This is a genomic window from Neorhizobium galegae bv. orientalis str. HAMBI 540 (assembly GCF_000731315.1).
GTDB lineage: Bacteria > Pseudomonadota > Alphaproteobacteria > Rhizobiales > Rhizobiaceae > Neorhizobium > Neorhizobium galegae.
Window position 1 is genome coordinate 4,181,444 of record NZ_HG938353.1, and the last position, 17,060, is coordinate 4,198,503.

At 61.7% G+C, this 17,060-nt stretch carries 18 protein-coding genes; 4 read left to right on the plus strand and 14 right to left on the minus strand.

What is annotated here, in order from left to right:
• Positions 1-11 precede the first annotated feature (11 nt).
• Both tsaE and RG540_RS20145 read right to left on the minus strand, forming a co-directional pair.
• On the minus strand, positions 12-1,523 hold the full coding sequence (gene tsaE, locus RG540_RS20140; protein WP_038594336.1) for a tRNA (adenosine(37)-N6)-threonylcarbamoyltransferase complex ATPase subunit type 1 TsaE: 1,512 nt from the start codon (positions 1,521-1,523) through the stop codon (positions 12-14).
• Positions 1,520-4,114 (minus strand): PAS domain-containing sensor histidine kinase, encoded by a 2,595-nt coding sequence (locus tag RG540_RS20145; RefSeq protein ID WP_038591650.1) that lies wholly within the window; start codon positions 4,112-4,114, stop codon positions 1,520-1,522. The genes tsaE and RG540_RS20145 overlap by 4 nt, the downstream gene beginning before the upstream one ends.
• Positions 4,115-4,216: 102 nt before the next feature.
• On the opposite strand from RG540_RS20145, the gene RG540_RS32415 reads away from it, so the two are divergent.
• Positions 4,217-4,387: a hypothetical protein gene (locus tag RG540_RS32415; protein ID WP_157884632.1), complete on the plus strand. Its 171-nt coding sequence runs from the start codon at positions 4,217-4,219 to the stop codon at positions 4,385-4,387.
• Here the strand turns inward: RG540_RS32415 and ahcY are convergent, their stop codons facing one another.
• The 6 genes from ahcY to chvI form a co-directional block, all read right to left on the minus strand.
• A complete protein-coding gene (gene ahcY, locus RG540_RS20150; protein ID WP_038591653.1) occupies positions 4,388-5,788 on the minus strand; it encodes an adenosylhomocysteinase in 1,401 nt (466 codons plus the stop codon).
• A 174-nt stretch (positions 5,789-5,962) separates the two neighbouring features.
• Positions 5,963-6,286: an HPr family phosphocarrier protein gene (locus RG540_RS20155; protein ID WP_407668845.1), complete on the minus strand. Its 324-nt coding sequence runs from the start codon at positions 6,284-6,286 to the stop codon at positions 5,963-5,965.
• Positions 6,255-6,656 carry a PTS sugar transporter subunit IIA gene (locus RG540_RS20160; protein ID WP_038547428.1) on the minus strand — a complete coding sequence of 134 codons (402 nt, stop codon included), beginning with the start codon at positions 6,654-6,656 and terminating at the stop codon, positions 6,255-6,257. The genes RG540_RS20155 and RG540_RS20160 overlap by 32 nt, the downstream gene beginning before the upstream one ends.
• 102 nt (positions 6,657-6,758) lie before the next feature.
• On the minus strand, positions 6,759-7,247 hold the full coding sequence (locus RG540_RS20165) for an HPr kinase/phosphorylase (protein ID WP_038591659.1): 489 nt from the start codon (positions 7,245-7,247) through the stop codon (positions 6,759-6,761).
• Positions 7,244-9,007 (minus strand): stimulus-sensing domain-containing protein, encoded by a 1,764-nt coding sequence (locus RG540_RS20170; RefSeq protein WP_038591662.1) that lies wholly within the window; start codon positions 9,005-9,007, stop codon positions 7,244-7,246. Before RG540_RS20170 ends, RG540_RS20165 begins: the two co-directional genes overlap by 4 nt.
• Positions 9,008-9,102: 95 nt before the next feature.
• Positions 9,103-9,831: a two-component system response regulator ChvI gene (gene chvI / locus RG540_RS20175; RefSeq protein ID WP_038591664.1), complete on the minus strand. Its 729-nt coding sequence runs from the start codon at positions 9,829-9,831 to the stop codon at positions 9,103-9,105.
• A gap of 325 nt (positions 9,832-10,156) precedes the next feature.
• Between chvI and RG540_RS20180 the strand changes: the two genes are divergently transcribed.
• From RG540_RS20180 to RG540_RS20190, 3 genes are all read left to right on the plus strand, one after another.
• Positions 10,157-11,770 (plus strand): phosphoenolpyruvate carboxykinase, encoded by a 1,614-nt coding sequence (locus tag RG540_RS20180; RefSeq protein WP_038591667.1) that lies wholly within the window; start codon positions 10,157-10,159, stop codon positions 11,768-11,770.
• A gap of 159 nt (positions 11,771-11,929) precedes the next feature.
• Positions 11,930-12,364 carry an alternative ribosome rescue aminoacyl-tRNA hydrolase ArfB gene (gene arfB / locus RG540_RS20185; RefSeq protein ID WP_038547443.1) on the plus strand — a complete coding sequence of 145 codons (435 nt, stop codon included), beginning with the start codon at positions 11,930-11,932 and terminating at the stop codon, positions 12,362-12,364.
• A gap of 16 nt (positions 12,365-12,380) precedes the next feature.
• Positions 12,381-12,992, plus strand: coding sequence for an alpha-ketoglutarate-dependent dioxygenase AlkB (locus RG540_RS20190; RefSeq protein ID WP_038591670.1), 612 nt, complete (start codon positions 12,381-12,383; stop codon positions 12,990-12,992).
• A 31-nt stretch (positions 12,993-13,023) separates the two neighbouring features.
• On the opposite strand, the gene coaA is transcribed toward RG540_RS20190, so the two are convergent.
• The 6 genes from coaA to RG540_RS20220 are packed head-to-tail and all read right to left on the minus strand — an operon-like array spanning position 13,024 to position 17,045.
• On the minus strand, positions 13,024-14,019 hold the full coding sequence (gene coaA / locus RG540_RS20195) for a type I pantothenate kinase (protein ID WP_038591673.1): 996 nt from the start codon (positions 14,017-14,019) through the stop codon (positions 13,024-13,026).
• The gene (locus tag RG540_RS20200) at positions 14,016-14,339 is read right to left on the minus strand and encodes a phosphoribosyl-ATP diphosphatase (protein ID WP_038591676.1); all 324 of its coding nucleotides are present in this window, start codon (positions 14,337-14,339) and stop codon (positions 14,016-14,018) included. Before RG540_RS20200 ends, coaA begins: the two co-directional genes overlap by 4 nt.
• 18 nt (positions 14,340-14,357) lie before the next feature.
• Positions 14,358-15,134 (minus strand): imidazole glycerol phosphate synthase subunit HisF, encoded by a 777-nt coding sequence (hisF, locus tag RG540_RS20205; protein WP_038591679.1) that lies wholly within the window; start codon positions 15,132-15,134, stop codon positions 14,358-14,360.
• Positions 15,131-15,874, minus strand: a complete 744-nt coding sequence (gene hisA / locus RG540_RS20210) for a 1-(5-phosphoribosyl)-5-[(5-phosphoribosylamino)methylideneamino]imidazole-4-carboxamide isomerase (RefSeq protein WP_038591681.1) — start codon at positions 15,872-15,874, stop codon at positions 15,131-15,133. Before hisA ends, hisF begins: the two co-directional genes overlap by 4 nt.
• A 29-nt stretch (positions 15,875-15,903) precedes the next feature.
• Positions 15,904-16,554: an imidazole glycerol phosphate synthase subunit HisH gene (gene hisH / locus RG540_RS20215; RefSeq protein ID WP_038591684.1), complete on the minus strand. Its 651-nt coding sequence runs from the start codon at positions 16,552-16,554 to the stop codon at positions 15,904-15,906.
• Entirely contained in the window at positions 16,554-17,045 is a 492-nt protein-coding gene (locus RG540_RS20220; RefSeq protein ID WP_051909539.1) for a DUF2628 domain-containing protein, read from the minus strand. Before RG540_RS20220 ends, hisH begins: the two co-directional genes overlap by 1 nt.
• Between the last annotated feature and the right edge of the window lie 15 nt (positions 17,046-17,060).

The following is a 17,060-nucleotide window of genomic DNA, read 5'->3' on the forward strand; positions in this document are numbered from 1 at the left end:
GGCAACCGTAATTATGATTCGGGCAGTTCTATTCCAGCCCGACGGCACCAATCGCGCAAGGGGGTGAGCACATCGTGGCTCAGCGCCGTTGCGAGATAGCGGAGCGTCCGCGGCATGTGCTTCAGATAGCCCGGCTTGCCATCCCGCTGCAAGAGCCGCACCCAGAGGCCGGCGAGTTTGCAGTTGCGCTGCGCCGCCATGATTGCCCAGGCTTTCAGGAACGTCGGCTCGTCGAAGGCCCCGAGGGCACGGCGAAGCGTCACGTAATCCAGCATCAGCTGATCGGCAAGCGCCTTCGGAATGTCGACGCGGGCGTCCTGGACGATCGAGGCGAGGTCATAGGCGGTTGGGCCGATCATCGAATCCTGGAAATCGATCAGGCCGACGCGCCGCACGCCGGATTCATGCGGCCGCCAGATGATGTTCGGCGAATGGAAATCCCGCAGCAGCAGGTTCTTCTCGACGCCGTCGAGCTCGCGGATGAGATTGTCCCAGATCGCCAGATATTCCTGCCGTTCCTCGTCAGTCGCCGGCGTTCCGCGTTTCCAGGGCAGGTGCCAGTCAACGAGGAGCCGCGCCTCCATCTTCATGGCCGTCGGGTCGAAATCGGGAATATGGTGGATATGGCCGTCGCCGACCGGCAGGTCCTGGCGCATCTCGTGGCTGTGCAGGAAGGCCAGGCACACGATGCTTTCGCGGTAGCGTTCCTCGATGGGATTGCCGTCTTCGTCGACGGCCCCCTCCTCGCCGAGATTTTCGAGCAGCAGGATGCCCTGGTCGTAATCCACATGCAGCACTTCCGGTGCCGCCAAGCCCAGTTCGCGCAAGTATTCGTCGATCGCCACGAAGGGATAGGGGTCTTCCGCCAGATGCGCGACCTTGGGATAGGGTTTGCCATCGAGAACCGGCGGCCCTTGCGCCGGGCGCGGCCAGTCCATCAGGATCAGCGTTTCGCCGTTTGCGATTGTCACGCTCTCATAGGCGCGGGTCGAGGCGTCGCCTGTGAGGAAACGCCGTCGGGCGCCGGGGTAACCGTGGCTGTCGAGAAATTCGCGGATCGCCAGCACGCGGCGGATGCGCTGCATCTGCGCCTCCGGTGCCGTGATCGTCGCGGTCCGGCCGCTGCCGCTCTGTTCGAGCTTGAGCTGGATGCGGGTCTGCGGCAACAACGTGTCGGCGACCTCAGGCCATTCCACCAGACAGATGCCGCCGGAAAGCGCCTCGTCGAAACCAAGCTCGTCCAGTTCGGAGGCATCGCCAAGCCGATAGAGATCGAAATGTGAGACCGGAATGCGCAGCTCGTAGCTTTGCACCAGCGTGAAGGTCGGGCTCGGCACTTCAAGCTCGTCTTCATCCGCCAGCGCCCGCAAAAAAGCCCGGGCGAAGGTCGATTTGCCGGCACCCAGATCGCCGGAAAGGGCGATCCAGTCGCCCTTCTTCAGCGCCAGCGCCAGATCTTCGCCGAGACGGATCGTTTCAGCCTCGTCGGCAAGCGTCAGGGTAAGAGCTGCCTCACCACTCATTCGGCGGCGACGGACCGCGCCGTCGTACCGCTTGGAATGCGGCACGTAACCGTGGTTCCCTGGCCGGGCTTGCTGTCGATCGCGACATCGCCGTGATGCAGTGTCACGAAGCTCTCGACGATCGAAAGGCCGAGACCCGCTCCACTGCGCTTGCCGCCCTTGGCATTGGCCGAGAACCGGTCGAACACGGTCTTCAGGATATCTTCGGGGATGCCCGGACCCTTGTCGGTCACCGAGAAGAACACGTCGCTATGGGTGCGCCAGCAATTGAGCGTGATGGCGGAGCCTTCCGGCGCGAAATTGGTGGCATTTGTGAGCAGCTTGATGAGGATCTGCTTCAGCCGCTGCTGGTCGGCAACGATAGTGCCGAGCCCGGCCGGCGCAGTGATCGCCAGCGCCACGCCATTTTCGTGCAGACGATCGGCGATCTGCATCGCCACGTCGTCGAGCAGGTCGTCGATCGCCATTTCCGAATAGTTGAGCTGCATGATGCCGGCATCGACGGTCGCCAGATCGAGGATGTCGTTGACGATCGTCAGGAGAACCGAGGAGGACGTCGAGATATGGTCGATATACTCCGACTGCCGCTCGTTCAGCGTACCGATGCCCGGTGTCTTCAGGAGGTCGGTGAAGCCGATGATATTGGTCAGCGGCGAGCGCAGCTCGTAGGAGACGTGCTGGACGAAATCGTTCTTGAGCTCGTCGGCCTTCTGCAGCGCCTCGTTCTTCTCCTTGAGCGCTCGTTCCGCCCTGGCACTCGCCGTCATGTCGACAAAGGTCAGCATCGTCTGGGCGTTCGGCAGCGGCGTCACGGCGTAATCGAGGATCAGGCCGGAATAGAGTTCGAACGTGCCCTGCAGCGAGGGGCGCTCATCGTCGAAATTGGTCAGCATTTGGCCGAAGCGGCGCCAGCCGTCCGGCTTGTCGTAGGATGGCGAGCAGGCGGTCTCGATCGCCTTGATATGGGTGCCGGGCTTCGATTCTTCGGCGGTGATGCCCCAGAGCGCCCGGAAGGCCGGGTTTGACAGGCGGATGCGTCCGTCCGGCCCGAAGACGGCGACACCTTCGGACAGATGGTCGATCGTTTCGCCCTGGACCTGGACCAGCGTGTTGTAACGGGTCTCGAGATCCACCTGTTCGGTAAGGTTCTCGAACACCCAGGTGGCGCCGCCCTGCGGATGTGCGGTTGCGATGACGCGAAGCGTCTGGCCATTCGGCAGATGCCACAGGTCGGTCTGCGTATCCGGCGACTGGTAGACCGAAAGCGCCGTTTCCTTCCAGCTCCGCCAGCTCAGCTGTTCCGGCAGCTTGCCGTCGCTTCTGAGCTTGTCGAGCAGCTCGCTATTGTCTGGCCTCTGGTCGAGGAAGGGAAGCGTGAAACCCCAAAGCTGCACGAAGGCCTGGTTGTAGAACTGCAGCCGGCGGTCGCCGTCGAAGATAGCGACGGGCGTTGCCAGATGGTCGAGCGTCTCCGCGTGGCTCTTCAGGGTGCGCTTGAGTTCCTCGCGCACCGCTTCCACTTCGGAAACATCGATCGCAATGCCTGTGGAACCGCCCGGCACGACGACGTCGACGACGTCGAACATGGTGCGATTGCCGTGCACCACGGTGGAAATCCGGTCGTGGAAAGGCGAGGTGGAGGTCGCTGCCGCCCTGATCTTTTCGCGGGCGATCGAGCCCAGAAACTCGCGGCCGTCCTCGATCGCCTGGGCCGGGGTCGAAGCCTCCACGGCATCGCCATAGGCATGGTTGACCCAGGTCAGCTTGCCCTGTGAATCGCGACGCCAGACCGGCTGCTCGATGGCGTCGAGCAGCGAATGGAACAGCATGATCGAGTTGGTCAGCCGCTCACGCTCGATCTTGAGCTCGGCGAGTTCCGCGCGCAGATTGTTGAGTGCAATGAAACGGACGAAGGCCTTGCCGCCCGAAACGCGCCCCTGCACTTCCAGGATTTCGTCGCGGTTGGTTTCTACCACCATGTCGAAGGAGCGGGCTTCTACCCGCAGGAGTTCGATCGATTTCTCGAGCTCGCTGGCGGAACTGCCGCGCATCCAGCGGCCGAAGGCGAGAAACTCGCGGTCCTGCTGCGGCGCTCCGGTTTCCACCGGCAGCTGGCCGAGGAATTCCGGCTTGGAGGAACCGCTCTCCCACACGACGATCCGGCGGTTCTTGTCGGCGATCAGGGCCTCGAACTTGGAAATCCGCTGCTGCGCGTCGGAAAGGGCGCTGCGCATTTCCTGCGTTTCGGCTTCCATATTGCCGCGCTGGCGCACCAGCCAGATAGCGGAAAACAAGGCGGCTCCGAGGGCGCCCATCACCAGCGACGAAACGATGACCTCCGTCGAGGAAAACAGGCGGACGGCGGCGTTACCCGATTGCTGCGCAAGCGCTGCGGTCGCGAGCCCGGAAAGGGCGGTGCCCGAGAGAAAGGCGCTGCCGAACAGCGCCAGGCGGCGAAGCCTGCCGACGATCGCATTACCGTCTGGAGATCCGAAACCGGAGCGCCCCGCAACGGGACGCAAAGCTGGAGCTTCCGCTCCGCCGCAAAGGGGATCGGCCCGTTCTGACGAGCTCATTTTTCTTACCGACATATCCGGTCTGTCTCCGTCCAATTGCCGCTCATCGACAAGACATACCACTCCGTGCCTTGCCCGTAGCCGGACGGCTCCCAATCAGATGGTGGGAGCGCGACGATGTCCGAAAACCGCTGGCGGCTTTCGGCATCACGCTCCAGGGAAGGCGCGAATCAAGTTCTAAAACAATACTTGCTTAGGGAATCGCCGGGAAGGGATGCGCCCAAAAAAGAAGCCGCAGCCTTTGTCAAGGCTGCGGCTACCATATCTTGTGGATTAACCGGCTATTGATTAATAGCGGTAGTGTTCAGCCTTGAACGGGCCGGTCTGCGAGACGCCGATATAGGCAGCCTGCTCGTCGGAGAGTTCCGTCAGCTTCACGCCGAGCTTGGCGAGATGCAGGCGGGCGACCTTCTCGTCGAGGTGCTTCGGCAGGATGTAGACGTCGTTCTTGTACTCGCCCTGCTTGGTGAAGAGCTCGATCTGGGCCAGCGTCTGGTTGGTGAACGAGGCCGACATCACGAAGGACGGATGACCAGTGGCGTTGCCGAGGTTGAGCAGGCGGCCCTCCGACAGAAGGATGATGCGGTTGCCCTTGGGGAACTCGATCATGTCGACCTGCGGCTTGACGTTGGTCCACTTGAGGTTCTTCAGCGCCGCGACCTGGATCTCGTTGTCGAAGTGGCCGATATTGCCGACGATCGCCATGTCCTTCATCGCGCGCATGTGGTCGATGCGGATGACGTCCTTGTTGCCGGTCGTGGTGATGAAGATGTCGGCGCTGTCGACGACGTCTTCGAGGACGACGACTTCAAAGCCGTCCATGGCGGCCTGCAGGGCGCAGATCGGGTCGACTTCGGTGACCTTGACGCGGGCGCCGGCGCCGGCGAGCGAAGCGGCAGAACCCTTGCCGACGTCACCGTAACCGCAGACCACGGCGACCTTGCCGGCCATCATCACGTCGGTGCCGCGGCGGATGCCGTCGACCAGCGATTCCTTGCAGCCGTATTTGTTGTCGAACTTCGATTTGGTGACCGAGTCGTTGACGTTGATCGCCGGGAAGGGCAGCAGGCCCTTCTTGGACAGTTCGTAAAGGCGGTGCACGCCCGTCGTGGTTTCCTCGGTAACGCCCTTGATCGCGTCGCGTTGCTTGGTGAACCAGCCGGGCGAAGCCTTGAGGCGCTTCTTGATCTGCGCGATGAGGATTTCTTCTTCTTCCGAAGTCGGGTTCGAAAGAACGTCTTCGCCGGCTTCGGCGCGGGCGCCGGTGAGGATGTACATGGTGGCGTCGCCGCCGTCATCGAGGATCATGTTGGAGAGGCCGCCATCGGCCCACTGGAAGATCTTGTCGGTATAATCCCAGTATTCCGTCAGAGATTCGCCCTTGACGGCGAAGACCGGAATGCCGGCGGAAGCGATTGCCGCAGCAGCATGATCCTGGGTCGAGAAAATGTTGCAGGACGCCCAGCGGATTTCTGCACCGAGGTGCTGAAGGGTCTCGATGAGAACGGCCGTCTGGATGGTCATGTGGAGCGAACCCGAGATGCGGGCACCCTTCAGCGGCTTCGTTGTGCCGAATTCTTCGCGGCACGACATCAGGCCCGGCATTTCGGTTTCTGCGATGTCGAGCTCCTTGCGGCCGTAGGCGGCAAGATTGATATCCGCGACGACGTAATCCTTCTCAGTGCTCATAAAGCTCTCCATGTTCGGTGGTGCCTTCTCCGGCGAGGTACCGACGGACGTGGCAAGACCCGCCTTGGCAGACGGAAACTGGCCAGCGGTGTAGCAGGCTTCCTACAAACTGGCAACGGGATATAAAGAAGTCTTTATATGTTTATGTCAGCGGACGGTTAAATCGCGGGCGCGTCAGGCTTCTTCGCCGAACTTGTTGGCGACGAGTTGTTCGAGCGCATTCAGCGCTTCTTCGGCCTGATTTCCTTCCGCTGAGACTTCGATCGTGCAGCCGGTGCTGGCGGCGAGCATCATCAGGCCCATGATCGACGTGCCGCCGACGGTCGTTCCGTCCTTGGAGACGGTGATCTGGGCATCGAAACTCTCCACCATCTGCACGAATTTGGCGGAGGCGCGGGCATGCAGACCACGCTTGTTGATGATCAGGAATTCACGGGGAGAGGGGGATGACATCCGGTCTGGGTTCTCATTTGCCGCTGAGGACGCGGCTTGCGACATTGATATATTTACGACCGGCCTCGGAGGCTTCGACGAGCGCCTTGTCCATGTTGTTGTCGCTGCGCACGCCGGCAAGCTTGATCAGCATCGGCAGGTTCATACCGGCAATGACTTCGATCCGGCCGCTTTCCATGACGGAAATGGAAAGGTTGGAGGGAGTGCCTCCGAACATGTCCGTCAGAATGATGACGCCATGACCTTCATCGGCATTGGTAACGGCATCGACGATATCCTGCCGCCGCTGATCCATGTCGTCCTCGGGACCGATCGATACGGTTTCGATGAATTTCTGAGGTCCGACGACATGCTCGACCGCATGACGAAATTCCTCAGCCAGCTTGCCATGGGTGACAAGCACTAGTCCGATCATGAAAACTGCCCCCTGCTATGGAAACTCGGCGCCATTATCGCATTGCAATAAAGCGGTCCAGCGGTGGGATGCCATCTTGTCCAAGTAGATTCGAAGTTCAAGTCAAAAAATCAGGCTGCCGGATGATGAAAACGGCATCTCGCCGTGAAAATCGGGTGCAAATGCCGCCAGAACGGCCAGTGGATCAGGTGCGCCGCGCCATATCCGGACAAGCGGAAGGCTACCCACACCGGGGATCTGGAAGCATTCGTTCTCCGGCGGAAGCCTCTCGCTTTCCGGCAGGGAAATGACGTCCACCGCCAGATCCAGCGCCGCCGCGGGGACGCTTTCCACATGGGCGATGCCGCTGCCGCGCAGTTCGATGAGACCGGCGATCGCTTCCGGCCGGGTCGCGAGCAGATGATTGCCGTGGCACAAGACGAGCACCTGATCGTCGGCGACAAGAGCCGCGAAAGCGCCCTGGCGCCGGGCGGCTGCGATGCAGGAGAAAGCGAGCATGGACTTGCCGCTGCCCGACGGACCGGTAAAGAGGACGCCCTTGGTGCCGATGACGATCGCGGTCGCATGGATGTTGACCGGCGCCGGGCTCATTGAATTTCGCCGCCCGGCAGCGACAGCGTGAAGCGGGCGCCGGTGGTGGCACCCGTCTTGGCGTCGTACAGGTTTTCCGCCTTCAGCGAGCCGCCATGGGCCTCGGCGATCTGCCGGCTGATCGACAGGCCAAGGCCGGAATTCTGGCCGAAACTCTCGCCGTCCGGCCGGTCCGTGTAGAACCGTTCGAAGATGCGGTCGATATCCTCCGCCTGGATGCCGGGCCCGTTGTCTTCCACGGTCACGACGACACGATCCTTGGAGTGAGACAGCCGGATGGCGACGCGGCCGCCCTTTTCGGGCACGAAGGATCGCGCGTTCTCGATGAGGTTGGTGATGATCTGCCCTAGGCGCAGATCATGGCCGTTGACCAGGAAGGCGGACCTGTTGCCGGCCTTGTTGTCGGTCGTCAGGCTGATTTCCACCGGTTTGCGGCCGGTGCGGATCTGCCGGGAAATATCGACGAGATTGCCGAGCAGGTTTTCCATGTCGACGGGCGTCGAATCTGACCGTGCGAGTTCGGCGTCCAGCCGCGAGGCGTCGGAAATGTCGCTGATCAGTCGATCCAGACGGCGCACGTCGTGGAAAATGACTTCCGTCAGCCGCTGTTTAGACTCCTCGGTTTTGGCGAGCGGCAGGGTCTCGACGGCGCTGCGAAGCGAAGTCAGCGGGTTCTTGAGCTCGTGGCTCACATCCGCCGCGAAACTCTCGATCGCATCGATGCGGTCATAGAGCGCGTTGGTCATCTCGCGAAGCGCGATGGAAAGGTTGCCGATTTCGTCCTGGCGATAGGAGAAGTCGGGGATCTCCTCGCGCTGCTTGGCGCCGCGCCGTACCCGGATCGCAGCCGCCGCCAGCCGCCGCAGCGGATTGGCGATAGTCGAAGACAGCAGCAGCGACAGGAGGATGTTGACGAGCGTCGCGACGCCGAAGACGCGCATGATCGCCAGCCGTTCCGCATGCACGATCTTGTCGATGTCGCCGGCCTGGGTCGACAGCAGAAGCACGCCGAGCACGGCACGGAAACGCTGCACAGGCACAGCGACGGAGACGATCAACTCGCCGCGCTCGGTGACCCGCACCAGCGCGCCGCGCACGCCGGTCAGCGCGTTCATGACTTCCGGATAGATCGAGCCGTCGCCGCCCGGCGCTTCCTTGTAGACCGGCAGGTTGCCCGGCTGCAGCAGGCGGTTGATGAGGCCTGCGAACCAGTCGCTCCAGGTCTGCGATTCGTTTTCCACCGGCGGCAGGTCGAAACGCAGTACCTGGCCGCGCGAATAGAGATGGCGGGAATCGAGCAGCAGGTTGGCGTCGGCATCGAAAATCCGGGCGCGGGTGCGGGTCGGCGAAATGAGGCGTCTGAGGACCGGCGCAACGCGCTCCGGGTCGATAGGGAAATCGAGGTCCTCGTCGTTCGGCACCGGCGTAATGCTCTGGCCGGCCTGCAGTTCGAGGAGTTTCTGGGGATCGATGGTGATCGAGTTGGTATCGACCGAGGCGGAGGCGGAAATCGCGCCAGCGATGATCTCACCCTGCGTCAGCAGGCTCTCGACGCGAGCATCGATCAGGCCTTCACGGAACTGGTTGAGGTAGAGAATGCCCGCCACCAGCACGACCGTCGCGGCGATGTTGAAGAACAGGATGCGGCGGGTGAGGCTCGAAAACACCGCATGGCCGAACACCCGCCGAATGAGCGTGAAAGGGCGCGACCAGAACCGCCGCGGCGCACGTCGTGTCCCAGCCTTCTCCATTCGGACCATATTGCTATCAAATGTTTGATCTGCCACTGCAGTCCTTCCACCGGGCCAGCTTAGCGCTGGTCCGGCCGTGGCCTCAAGTTAACCTTTCGCAAGGGTCAAGCAGCCTCACGGAATCGGTAACCCACGCCGTAAAGCGTTTCGATCATATCGAAATCGTTGTCGACCATCTTGAACTTCTTGCGCAGCCGCTTGATGTGGCTGTCGATGGTACGGTCGTCCACATAGACTTGCTCGTCATAGGCGGCATCCATCAGCGCATCGCGGCTTTTGACGACGCCGGGCCGCTGGGCCAGGGAATGCAGGATCAGGAATTCGGTCACCGTCAGCGTCACCGGTTCGCCCTTCCAGGTGCAGGTATGGCGCTCCTGGTCCATGGCAAGCTGGCCGCGTTCGAGCGTGCGGGCGGCCTGCTGATCGGCTGCCGTCTTGGCCCCGGCACCGCCGGCGGCTTGTGCCTCGCGGCTGCCGGCGCGTCGCAGGATCGCCTTCACCCGTTCCACCAGCAGGCGCTGCGAGAACGGCTTGGTGATGAAGTCGTCGGCGCCCATCTTCAGCCCGAACAACTCGTCGATCTCTTCATCCTTGGAGGTGAGGAAGATCACCGGCAGGTCGGACTTCTGTCGCAGGCGGCGCAGCAGTTCCATGCCGTCCATGCGTGGCATCTTGATATCGAAGATCGCCAACTGCGGAGGGCGGGCGATCAGCCCGTCGAGCGCGGAAGCGCCATCCGTATAGGTTTCGACCTTGTATCCTTCTGCCTCGAGTGCAATCGACACCGACGTCAGGATATTGCGGTCGTCATCTACGAGCGCGATTGTTTGCATGCTCTCCATCTCCGTCATCTATGCGCATCTCCTGGAATTCACCCCAGCCAGGCGGCATCAGCCGACGCGCTTCTTGAGTATAAAGGTGGAACAAATTGTGGCAAAGATAAAGAGGCCGCTGACGATCGTGCGTTTTGGCAATGAGACTTAAGATAGCGCAGATGCGGATTGAAACAGTTATTAAACCGATTTAAAGAGGAATAAAATTTTTTAAATCGATTAAATAATTGATATTATTAAAGAATTTAGATGATGGCTCTTGCCCTTTTAGAAATCTGTCATTAATTTCGCGTCAGTTCCCACGGCAAGCTGAAGGAGTGCGCGCATGGAGGAGTTTGGACTTCACAACCCGTCCAAGGGTTTAGCGGCGATCGGTCTCGGCGGTGTATCGCGTGTTTATTACAATTCGTCCGAGGTTGAGCTCTACGAAGAAGCAATCCGCCGCGGTGAAGCCGATCTGACGATCGACGGCGCACTCCGCGCCGTCACCGGCCAGCACACCGGCCGCTCCCCCAAGGACAAGTTCATTGTCCGCGATGCCGGCACCGAGAACCGCGTCTGGTGGGGTGCCGACAACAAGCCCATGAAACCGGAACACTTCGAAGCCCTGAAGAAGGACATGCTCGCCCATGCGGCCGGCAAGACGCTGTTCGTCCAGGATCTGGTCGGCGGCGCCGATGCCGAATATGCCCTTCCGACCCGCGTCGTCAGCGAATTCGCCTGGCACGCTCTCTTCATCCGCAATCTTTTGATCCGTCCGGAACGCGCCACGCTCGAAAGCTTCGAAGAAAAGCTGACGATCATCAACCTGCCGAGCTTCAAGGCGGATCCCGCCCGCCACGGCTGCCGCACGGAGACGGTGATCGCCTGCGATTTCACCAATGGCCTCATCCTGGTCGGCGGCACCTCCTATGCCGGCGAAAACAAGAAATCGGTCTTCTCCGTGCTCAACTACTTCCTGCCGGAAGAGGGTGTCATGCCGATGCACTGCTCGGCCAATGTCGGCCCGAACGGCGATACCGCGCTGTTCTTCGGTCTATCCGGCACCGGCAAGACCACGCTGTCGGCCGATCCGAAGCGGACGCTGATCGGTGACGACGAACATGGCTGGGGCAAAAACGGCGTCTTCAATTTCGAAGGCGGCTGCTATGCCAAGGCCATCAATCTTTCGGCCGAAGCCGAGCCGGAAATCTATGCCGCGACCCGCCGTTTCGGCACGGTGATCGAAAACGTCGTGCTCGACGGGAACCGGGTTCCGGATTTCAACGACGATTCGCTGACCGAAAACACCCGTAGCGCCTATCCACTGCATTTCATTCCGAATGCATCGAAGACCGGCGTGGCGCCGCAGCCGAAGTCGATCATCATGCTGACCGCCGATGCTTTCGGCGTCATGCCGCCGATCGCCAAGCTGACGCCCGAACAGGCGATGTACCACTTCCTCTCCGGCTACACCGCCAAGGTCGCCGGCACGGAAAAGGGTGTCACCGAGCCGGAAGCGACGTTCTCGACCTGCTTCGGTGGGCCGTTCATGCCCCGTCACCCGGCCGAATACGGCAACCTGCTCAAGGAACTGATCGCCCGCCACGGGGTCGATTGCTGGCTCGTCAACACCGGCTGGACCGGCGGTGCTTACGGCGTCGGCCGCCGCATGCCGATCAAGGCGACCCGCGCTCTCCTGAGTGCAGCGCTCGATGGCAGCCTCAAGAATGTGGAGTTCCGTACCGATCCCAACTTCGGTTTCGCCGTGCCGGTCGCCGTTGAAGGCGTCGACAATGCGATCCTCGATCCTCGCTCGACCTGGGCGGACGGCGCCGCGTTCGACGTCTATGCCAAGAAGCTCGTCTCGATGTTCATCCAGAACTTCGGGCAATACGAAGGCCACGTCGACAGCAAGGTGAGAAGCGCCGCTCCGGTCATGCTTGCCGCCGCCGAGTAATCTTTGAAGGATTCACGTGAAACCGCCGGCCCGGGATAACACCCTGGGCCGGCGGTTTTCTTTTTGCCGGCTTTGTGGAAAAGATGCGGGCCTGCCGCATGTCGCCCGAACGTGGGTTCCGGATCACGGCATGCGCCCAAGAACAAAGACCAGAGACCCATGGCCAGCAATCCCCTTGTCATCAACAACCGCATCACCATCGCCGGATGGGAACTGACGGAACAATTCGTGCTGGCGGGCGGGCCGGGCGGCCAGAACGTCAACAAGGTCTCGACGGCGGTCCAACTTTTCTACGACATCGTCAACACGCCGTCCCTGCCGGAACGGGTGAAGGAAAACGCCATCAAGCTCGCCGGAAAACGGGTGTCGAAGGATGGCGTGCTGATGATAGAAGCGAACCGGTTCCGCAGCCAGGAGCGCAACCGCGAAGACGCGCGCGAGCGGCTGAAGGAACTGATCCTCAAGGCCGCCGAACCGCCGCCGCCGCCACGCAAGAAAACCAAGCCCACAAAGGGTTCGGTGGAGCGGCGGCTGAAGGAAAAATCCGGTCGTTCGGACGTCAAGAAGATGCGCGGCCGGCCAAGCGGCGACTAACGGCGGAGATTGATCTTTGGCGACGCTTGCGAATGGCATCAGGCACCTTCCCGGCTATCTGGATCGACCGGCGCAGGAGCATCTGGTCGAACTGATACGGGACATCGTAGCCGAGGCGCCGCTCTATACGCCCGAAATGCCCGGCACCGGCAAACCCATGTCGGTGCGCATGACCAATTGCGGCCCGCTCGGCTGGGTAACGGACAAACAGCAGGGGTATCGCTACCAATCCTATCACCCGGCGACGAAGAAGCCGTGGCCCGCGATGCCGCAGGAATTGCTCGATCTCTGGGAAACGCTCGGCGGCTATTCGAAGCCGCCGGAAGCCTGCCTCATCAACTTCTATTCCGACGACGCCAAGATGGGCCTGCATCAGGACCGGGACGAGAACGATCTGGCCGCCCCTGTTCTCTCCGTCTCGCTCGGCAATAGCTGCCTGTTCCGGGTCGGCGGCCTGAGCCGCAAGGACCCGACCGGCTCTTTCCGGCTGTCGAGTGGGGACGTCGTTGTGCTGGGCGGAGAGGGGCGTCTGGCGTTCCACGGCGTCGACCGTATTTACCCCGGCACGTCGACGCTGTTGAAGAACGGCGGACGCATCAACCTGACGCTCCGCCGCGTGAACAGCTGACGATTTAGTTCAATAGCCGGCGATCGATCGCCTACAGTTTCCGCAGTTCGACCGTTTCCACCAGGTGGTTGCGGCCCTTGCGCAGGATGAGGTCCGCCCGCGGCCTGGTCGGCAGAATGTTCTGGCGCAGGTTCTTCAGGTTGATGTTTTCCCACAATCCTTCGGCAACGGCGCGGGCCGCATCCGCATCGATCGCCGCGTATTTCTTGAAGAACGAGGTCGGATCGCGGAAGGCGGTCTGGCGCAACTTCATGAAGCGCTGGACATACCAATTGTGGATCTGCTCTTCGTCGGCATCGATATAAATCGAGAAGTCGAAGAAGTCCGAGACGATCGGAACGATCTTGCCGTCGGCCGGCAGCGCCCGTGACTGGAGGACGTTGATGCCTTCGAAGATCAGGATGTCCGGTCGGTCGACGAGCGTGTATTCGTCCGGCAGAACGTCGTAGGTGAGATGCGAATAACGCGGCGCCCTGACGTTTGGTTCGCCGGCCTTGATTGCAGACAGGAACCTCAGGATGGAGCCGATATCGTAGCTTTCCGGAAACCCCTTGCGCTCCATCAGGTTTTCCCGGCTCAGCACGGCGTTTGGATAGAGGAAACCGTCGGTGGTGATCAGATCCACTTTCGGGCTCGACGGCCAGCGGGCGAGCAGTTCCTTCAGGATACGTGCGGTGGTCGATTTGCCAACCGCGACCGACCCGGCAATGCCGATGATGAAGGGCGTCTTGGTGATGTCGGAAAGGCTCAGGAACCGGTTTCGCTGCTGGAAGAGGCGTTGCGTCGCCTCCACATGCGTCGACAGCAGGCGCGACAGAGAGAGATAGATGCGCCTGACTTCATCGAGATCGATCGGGTCGTCCAGCGAACGCAACCTCTGCACCTCGTCGGCGGTGAGCGTCAGGGGCGTGTCTGCGCGGAACTTCGCCCATTCCTCCGCACTGAAGCGGTGATAGGGTGAATAATATTCCGCATTCGAGCCGGTTTCGAGCTCAGGCGTCTCGGCGGGCTGGGAAACGATGTTCATGATGTCGGCCGGCTTGCCTTTTCTTGAAGGCCGGACTGGCCGGTCCTTCGCTGGAGTTCGTCGAGCACATCCTGCAACGGCACCGCTGCAATATTCAAGACGACTAAAAGATGATAAAGGAGATCGGCGCTCTCTGCGGTGAGATTGTTCCGGTCCTGCTTGATCGCAGCAATCACCGTTTCGACCGCTTCCTCGCCAAGCTTCTTGGCGGCCTTCTCCTGGCCGGCGGCGACCAGTTTTGCCGTCCAGGATTCCTCCGGCGATACCTTGGCCCGCTCGGCGACGATCCGCTCGAGGTCGATCAGGGAAAATTCACTCATAACATTCTCTCCGACCGCTCAATCGAGCCGCATGGCGATGCCGTGCTCTGCCATATAGTGCTTTGCCTGACCGACCGTATAGGTCCCGAAATGGAAAATCGATGCGGCCAGCACTGCCGTCGCGTGGCCCTGTTTGATGCCGGCGACCATGTCGTCCAGGTTTCCAACCCCGCCCGACGCGATGACCGGTGCCCGGACGCTGTCGGCGATCATCCGCGTCAGCTCCAGGTCGTAGCCGCTCTTGGTGCCGTCCCGGTCCATGGAGGTGACGAGCAGCTCGCCGGCGCCGCGCTCCACCATGCTGATTGCAAATTCCACCGCATTGATGCCGGTCGGGTTGCGGCCGCCATGGGTAAATATCTCCCAGCGGTCCGTCTCGCCGGCACCGGAGACCTTCTTGGCGTCGATCGACACCACGATGCACTGGTTGCCGAACTTGTCGGCGGCCTCAGCCACGAAGTCCGGATTGTTGACCGCCGCCGAGTTGATCGCGACCTTGTCGGCACCGGCAAGCAGCAGCTTGCGGATATCCGCCACGACACGCACACCGCCGCCGACGGTGAGCGGCATGAAGCAATGATCGGCGGTACGGGCGACGACATCGAAAATCGTCTCGCGATTGTCGGAGGAGGCGGTGATGTCGAGGAAGCAGAGCTCGTCGGCACCAGCAGCGTCGTAGGCTTTCGCGGCCTCGACGGGATCGCCGGCGTCGATGAGATCGACGAAGTTGACGCCTTTCACGACACGGCCGTCCTTGACGTCCAGGCAGGGGATGACACGAGCTTTGAGGGTCATGCGGCACGTCCTTGTCTGGAGCGGATCAGGGCCAGCGCTTCCGCCGGATCGATACGGCCGTCATAAAGCGCGCGGCCGGAAATGGCGCCTTCGAGCCGGGCTGCATCCGGCTCCAGCATGCGGTTGATATCGTCGAGCGAGGCAAGCCCGCCCGATGCGATCACCGGAATGGAAACGGCATCGGCGAGTTCCAGCGTCGAGGCCCAGTTGATGCCCGCCAGAATGCCATCGCGGTCGATGTCGGTATAGATGATCGCGGAAACGCCGGCGCCTTCGAATTTCTTGGCCAGCTCGATCACGCCAAGCTCGGACGCCTCCGCCCAGCCCTCGACCGCCACCTTGCCGCCTTTGGCGTCGATGCCGACGGCGACCTTGCCCGGAAACTGCCTGCAGGCCTCGATGACCAGGGCCGGATCGCGCACCGCGACGGTGCCGAGGATGACGCGGGTCAGCCCGCGGGCCAGCCAGTTTTCAATATGGTCGAGCGTGCGAATGCCGCCGCCGAGCTGCACGGGGTTCTTGGTGGCCTTCAGGATTGCGTCGACGGCGGCACCATTGACGCTTGTCCCCGCGAAGGCGCCGTTCAGGTCTACCACATGCAGCCATTCGAAGCCCTGGTCCTCGAAGGACTTGGCCTGGGCTGCCGGGTCGGGATTGTAGACGGTGGCCTGGTCCATGTCGCCGAGCTTGAGGCGCACGCACTGGCCGTCTTTCAGGTCGATTGCAGGAAAGAGGATCATGTCTTCGGTCCTTGAGAGTTCGCGCGAGCTCAGGGCTTCCAGCGCAGGAAATTGGAGATGAGGGCAAGCCCTAGTGCCTGGCTTTTCTCAGGATGAAACTGAGAACCCGCCACGTTGTCGCGGCCGACGAACGCGGTCATCGAACCGCCGTACTCGGTGGTTGCGATCACGTCGCTGCGGTGCTTGGCCGCCAGGTGGTAAGAATGCACGAAATAGGCGTGCAGACCGTCCGACCCAGTCGGGATGCCGTCGAACAGCGGATGCGGGTGATGGATATCGAGCGTGTTCCAGCCGATCTGCGGGATCTTTAGGTTGGGATCGCTCGGGGTCATTTCGATGACATCGCCCTCGATCCAGCCGAATCCGTCGGTGGTCGTCTTTTCAAGCCCTCGCGACGACATCAGCTGCATGCCGACGCAGATGCCGAGGAAAGGGCGGCCCTTGTGCTCGACGACGTCGAGGATGGCTTCCCGCATGCCCGGCACCGCATTGAGGCCGGCGCTGCAATCCGCATAGGCGCCGACGCCCGGCAGCACGATACGGTCGGCGGTTGCGACCGCTTCGGCTTTGTCCGTCAAGTCGATCACGGCGTCGATGCCGGCTTCCCGGGCGGCCCGCTCAAAAGCCTTGGTCGCGGAACGGAGGTTGCCGGATCCGTAGTCAATGATTGCGACGCGCATCAGCGTCCTCCATGTTCGAAAAGGCCCATGTGCGGGGCCTGCCATCCGGCGGCGGGCGGCTTTGCCTGCTTTGCCCACTCGGCCGAGACCGGCATTGGTTGTTGTTCCGGCTGCGGCAGGCCGGAGAAATAGATCTCCTCGGCCGTACGCAGATCGTGAGCGGAAATCACCGTTTCCAGTGTCCAACCGCGACGAATCAGCGCTTCGGAGCGATAATGTCGGCCCTCGAGCGCGATGAGCAGGCTGACGGCGACGCCGAACAGCAGCCCGGCGGTCCAGAAGCCCGGAATCTGCATCAGGACGACGCTGCCGATCTGGGCGAGCAGAATGACGATGCCGGCGATCCACAGCCCATGCCAGAAAAGCCAGATCCAGGGAAACAACAGCGCGAGCCAGGAAAACCCGTCCCGCAGAACGAGGGTCGGCTGGAGATCCCTGTCGGGTCCGCTTCGCGGGTCATTGGGCGGTGTCAGAACGAGATAGCTTCTCAAGGATTGTCTCCTCAA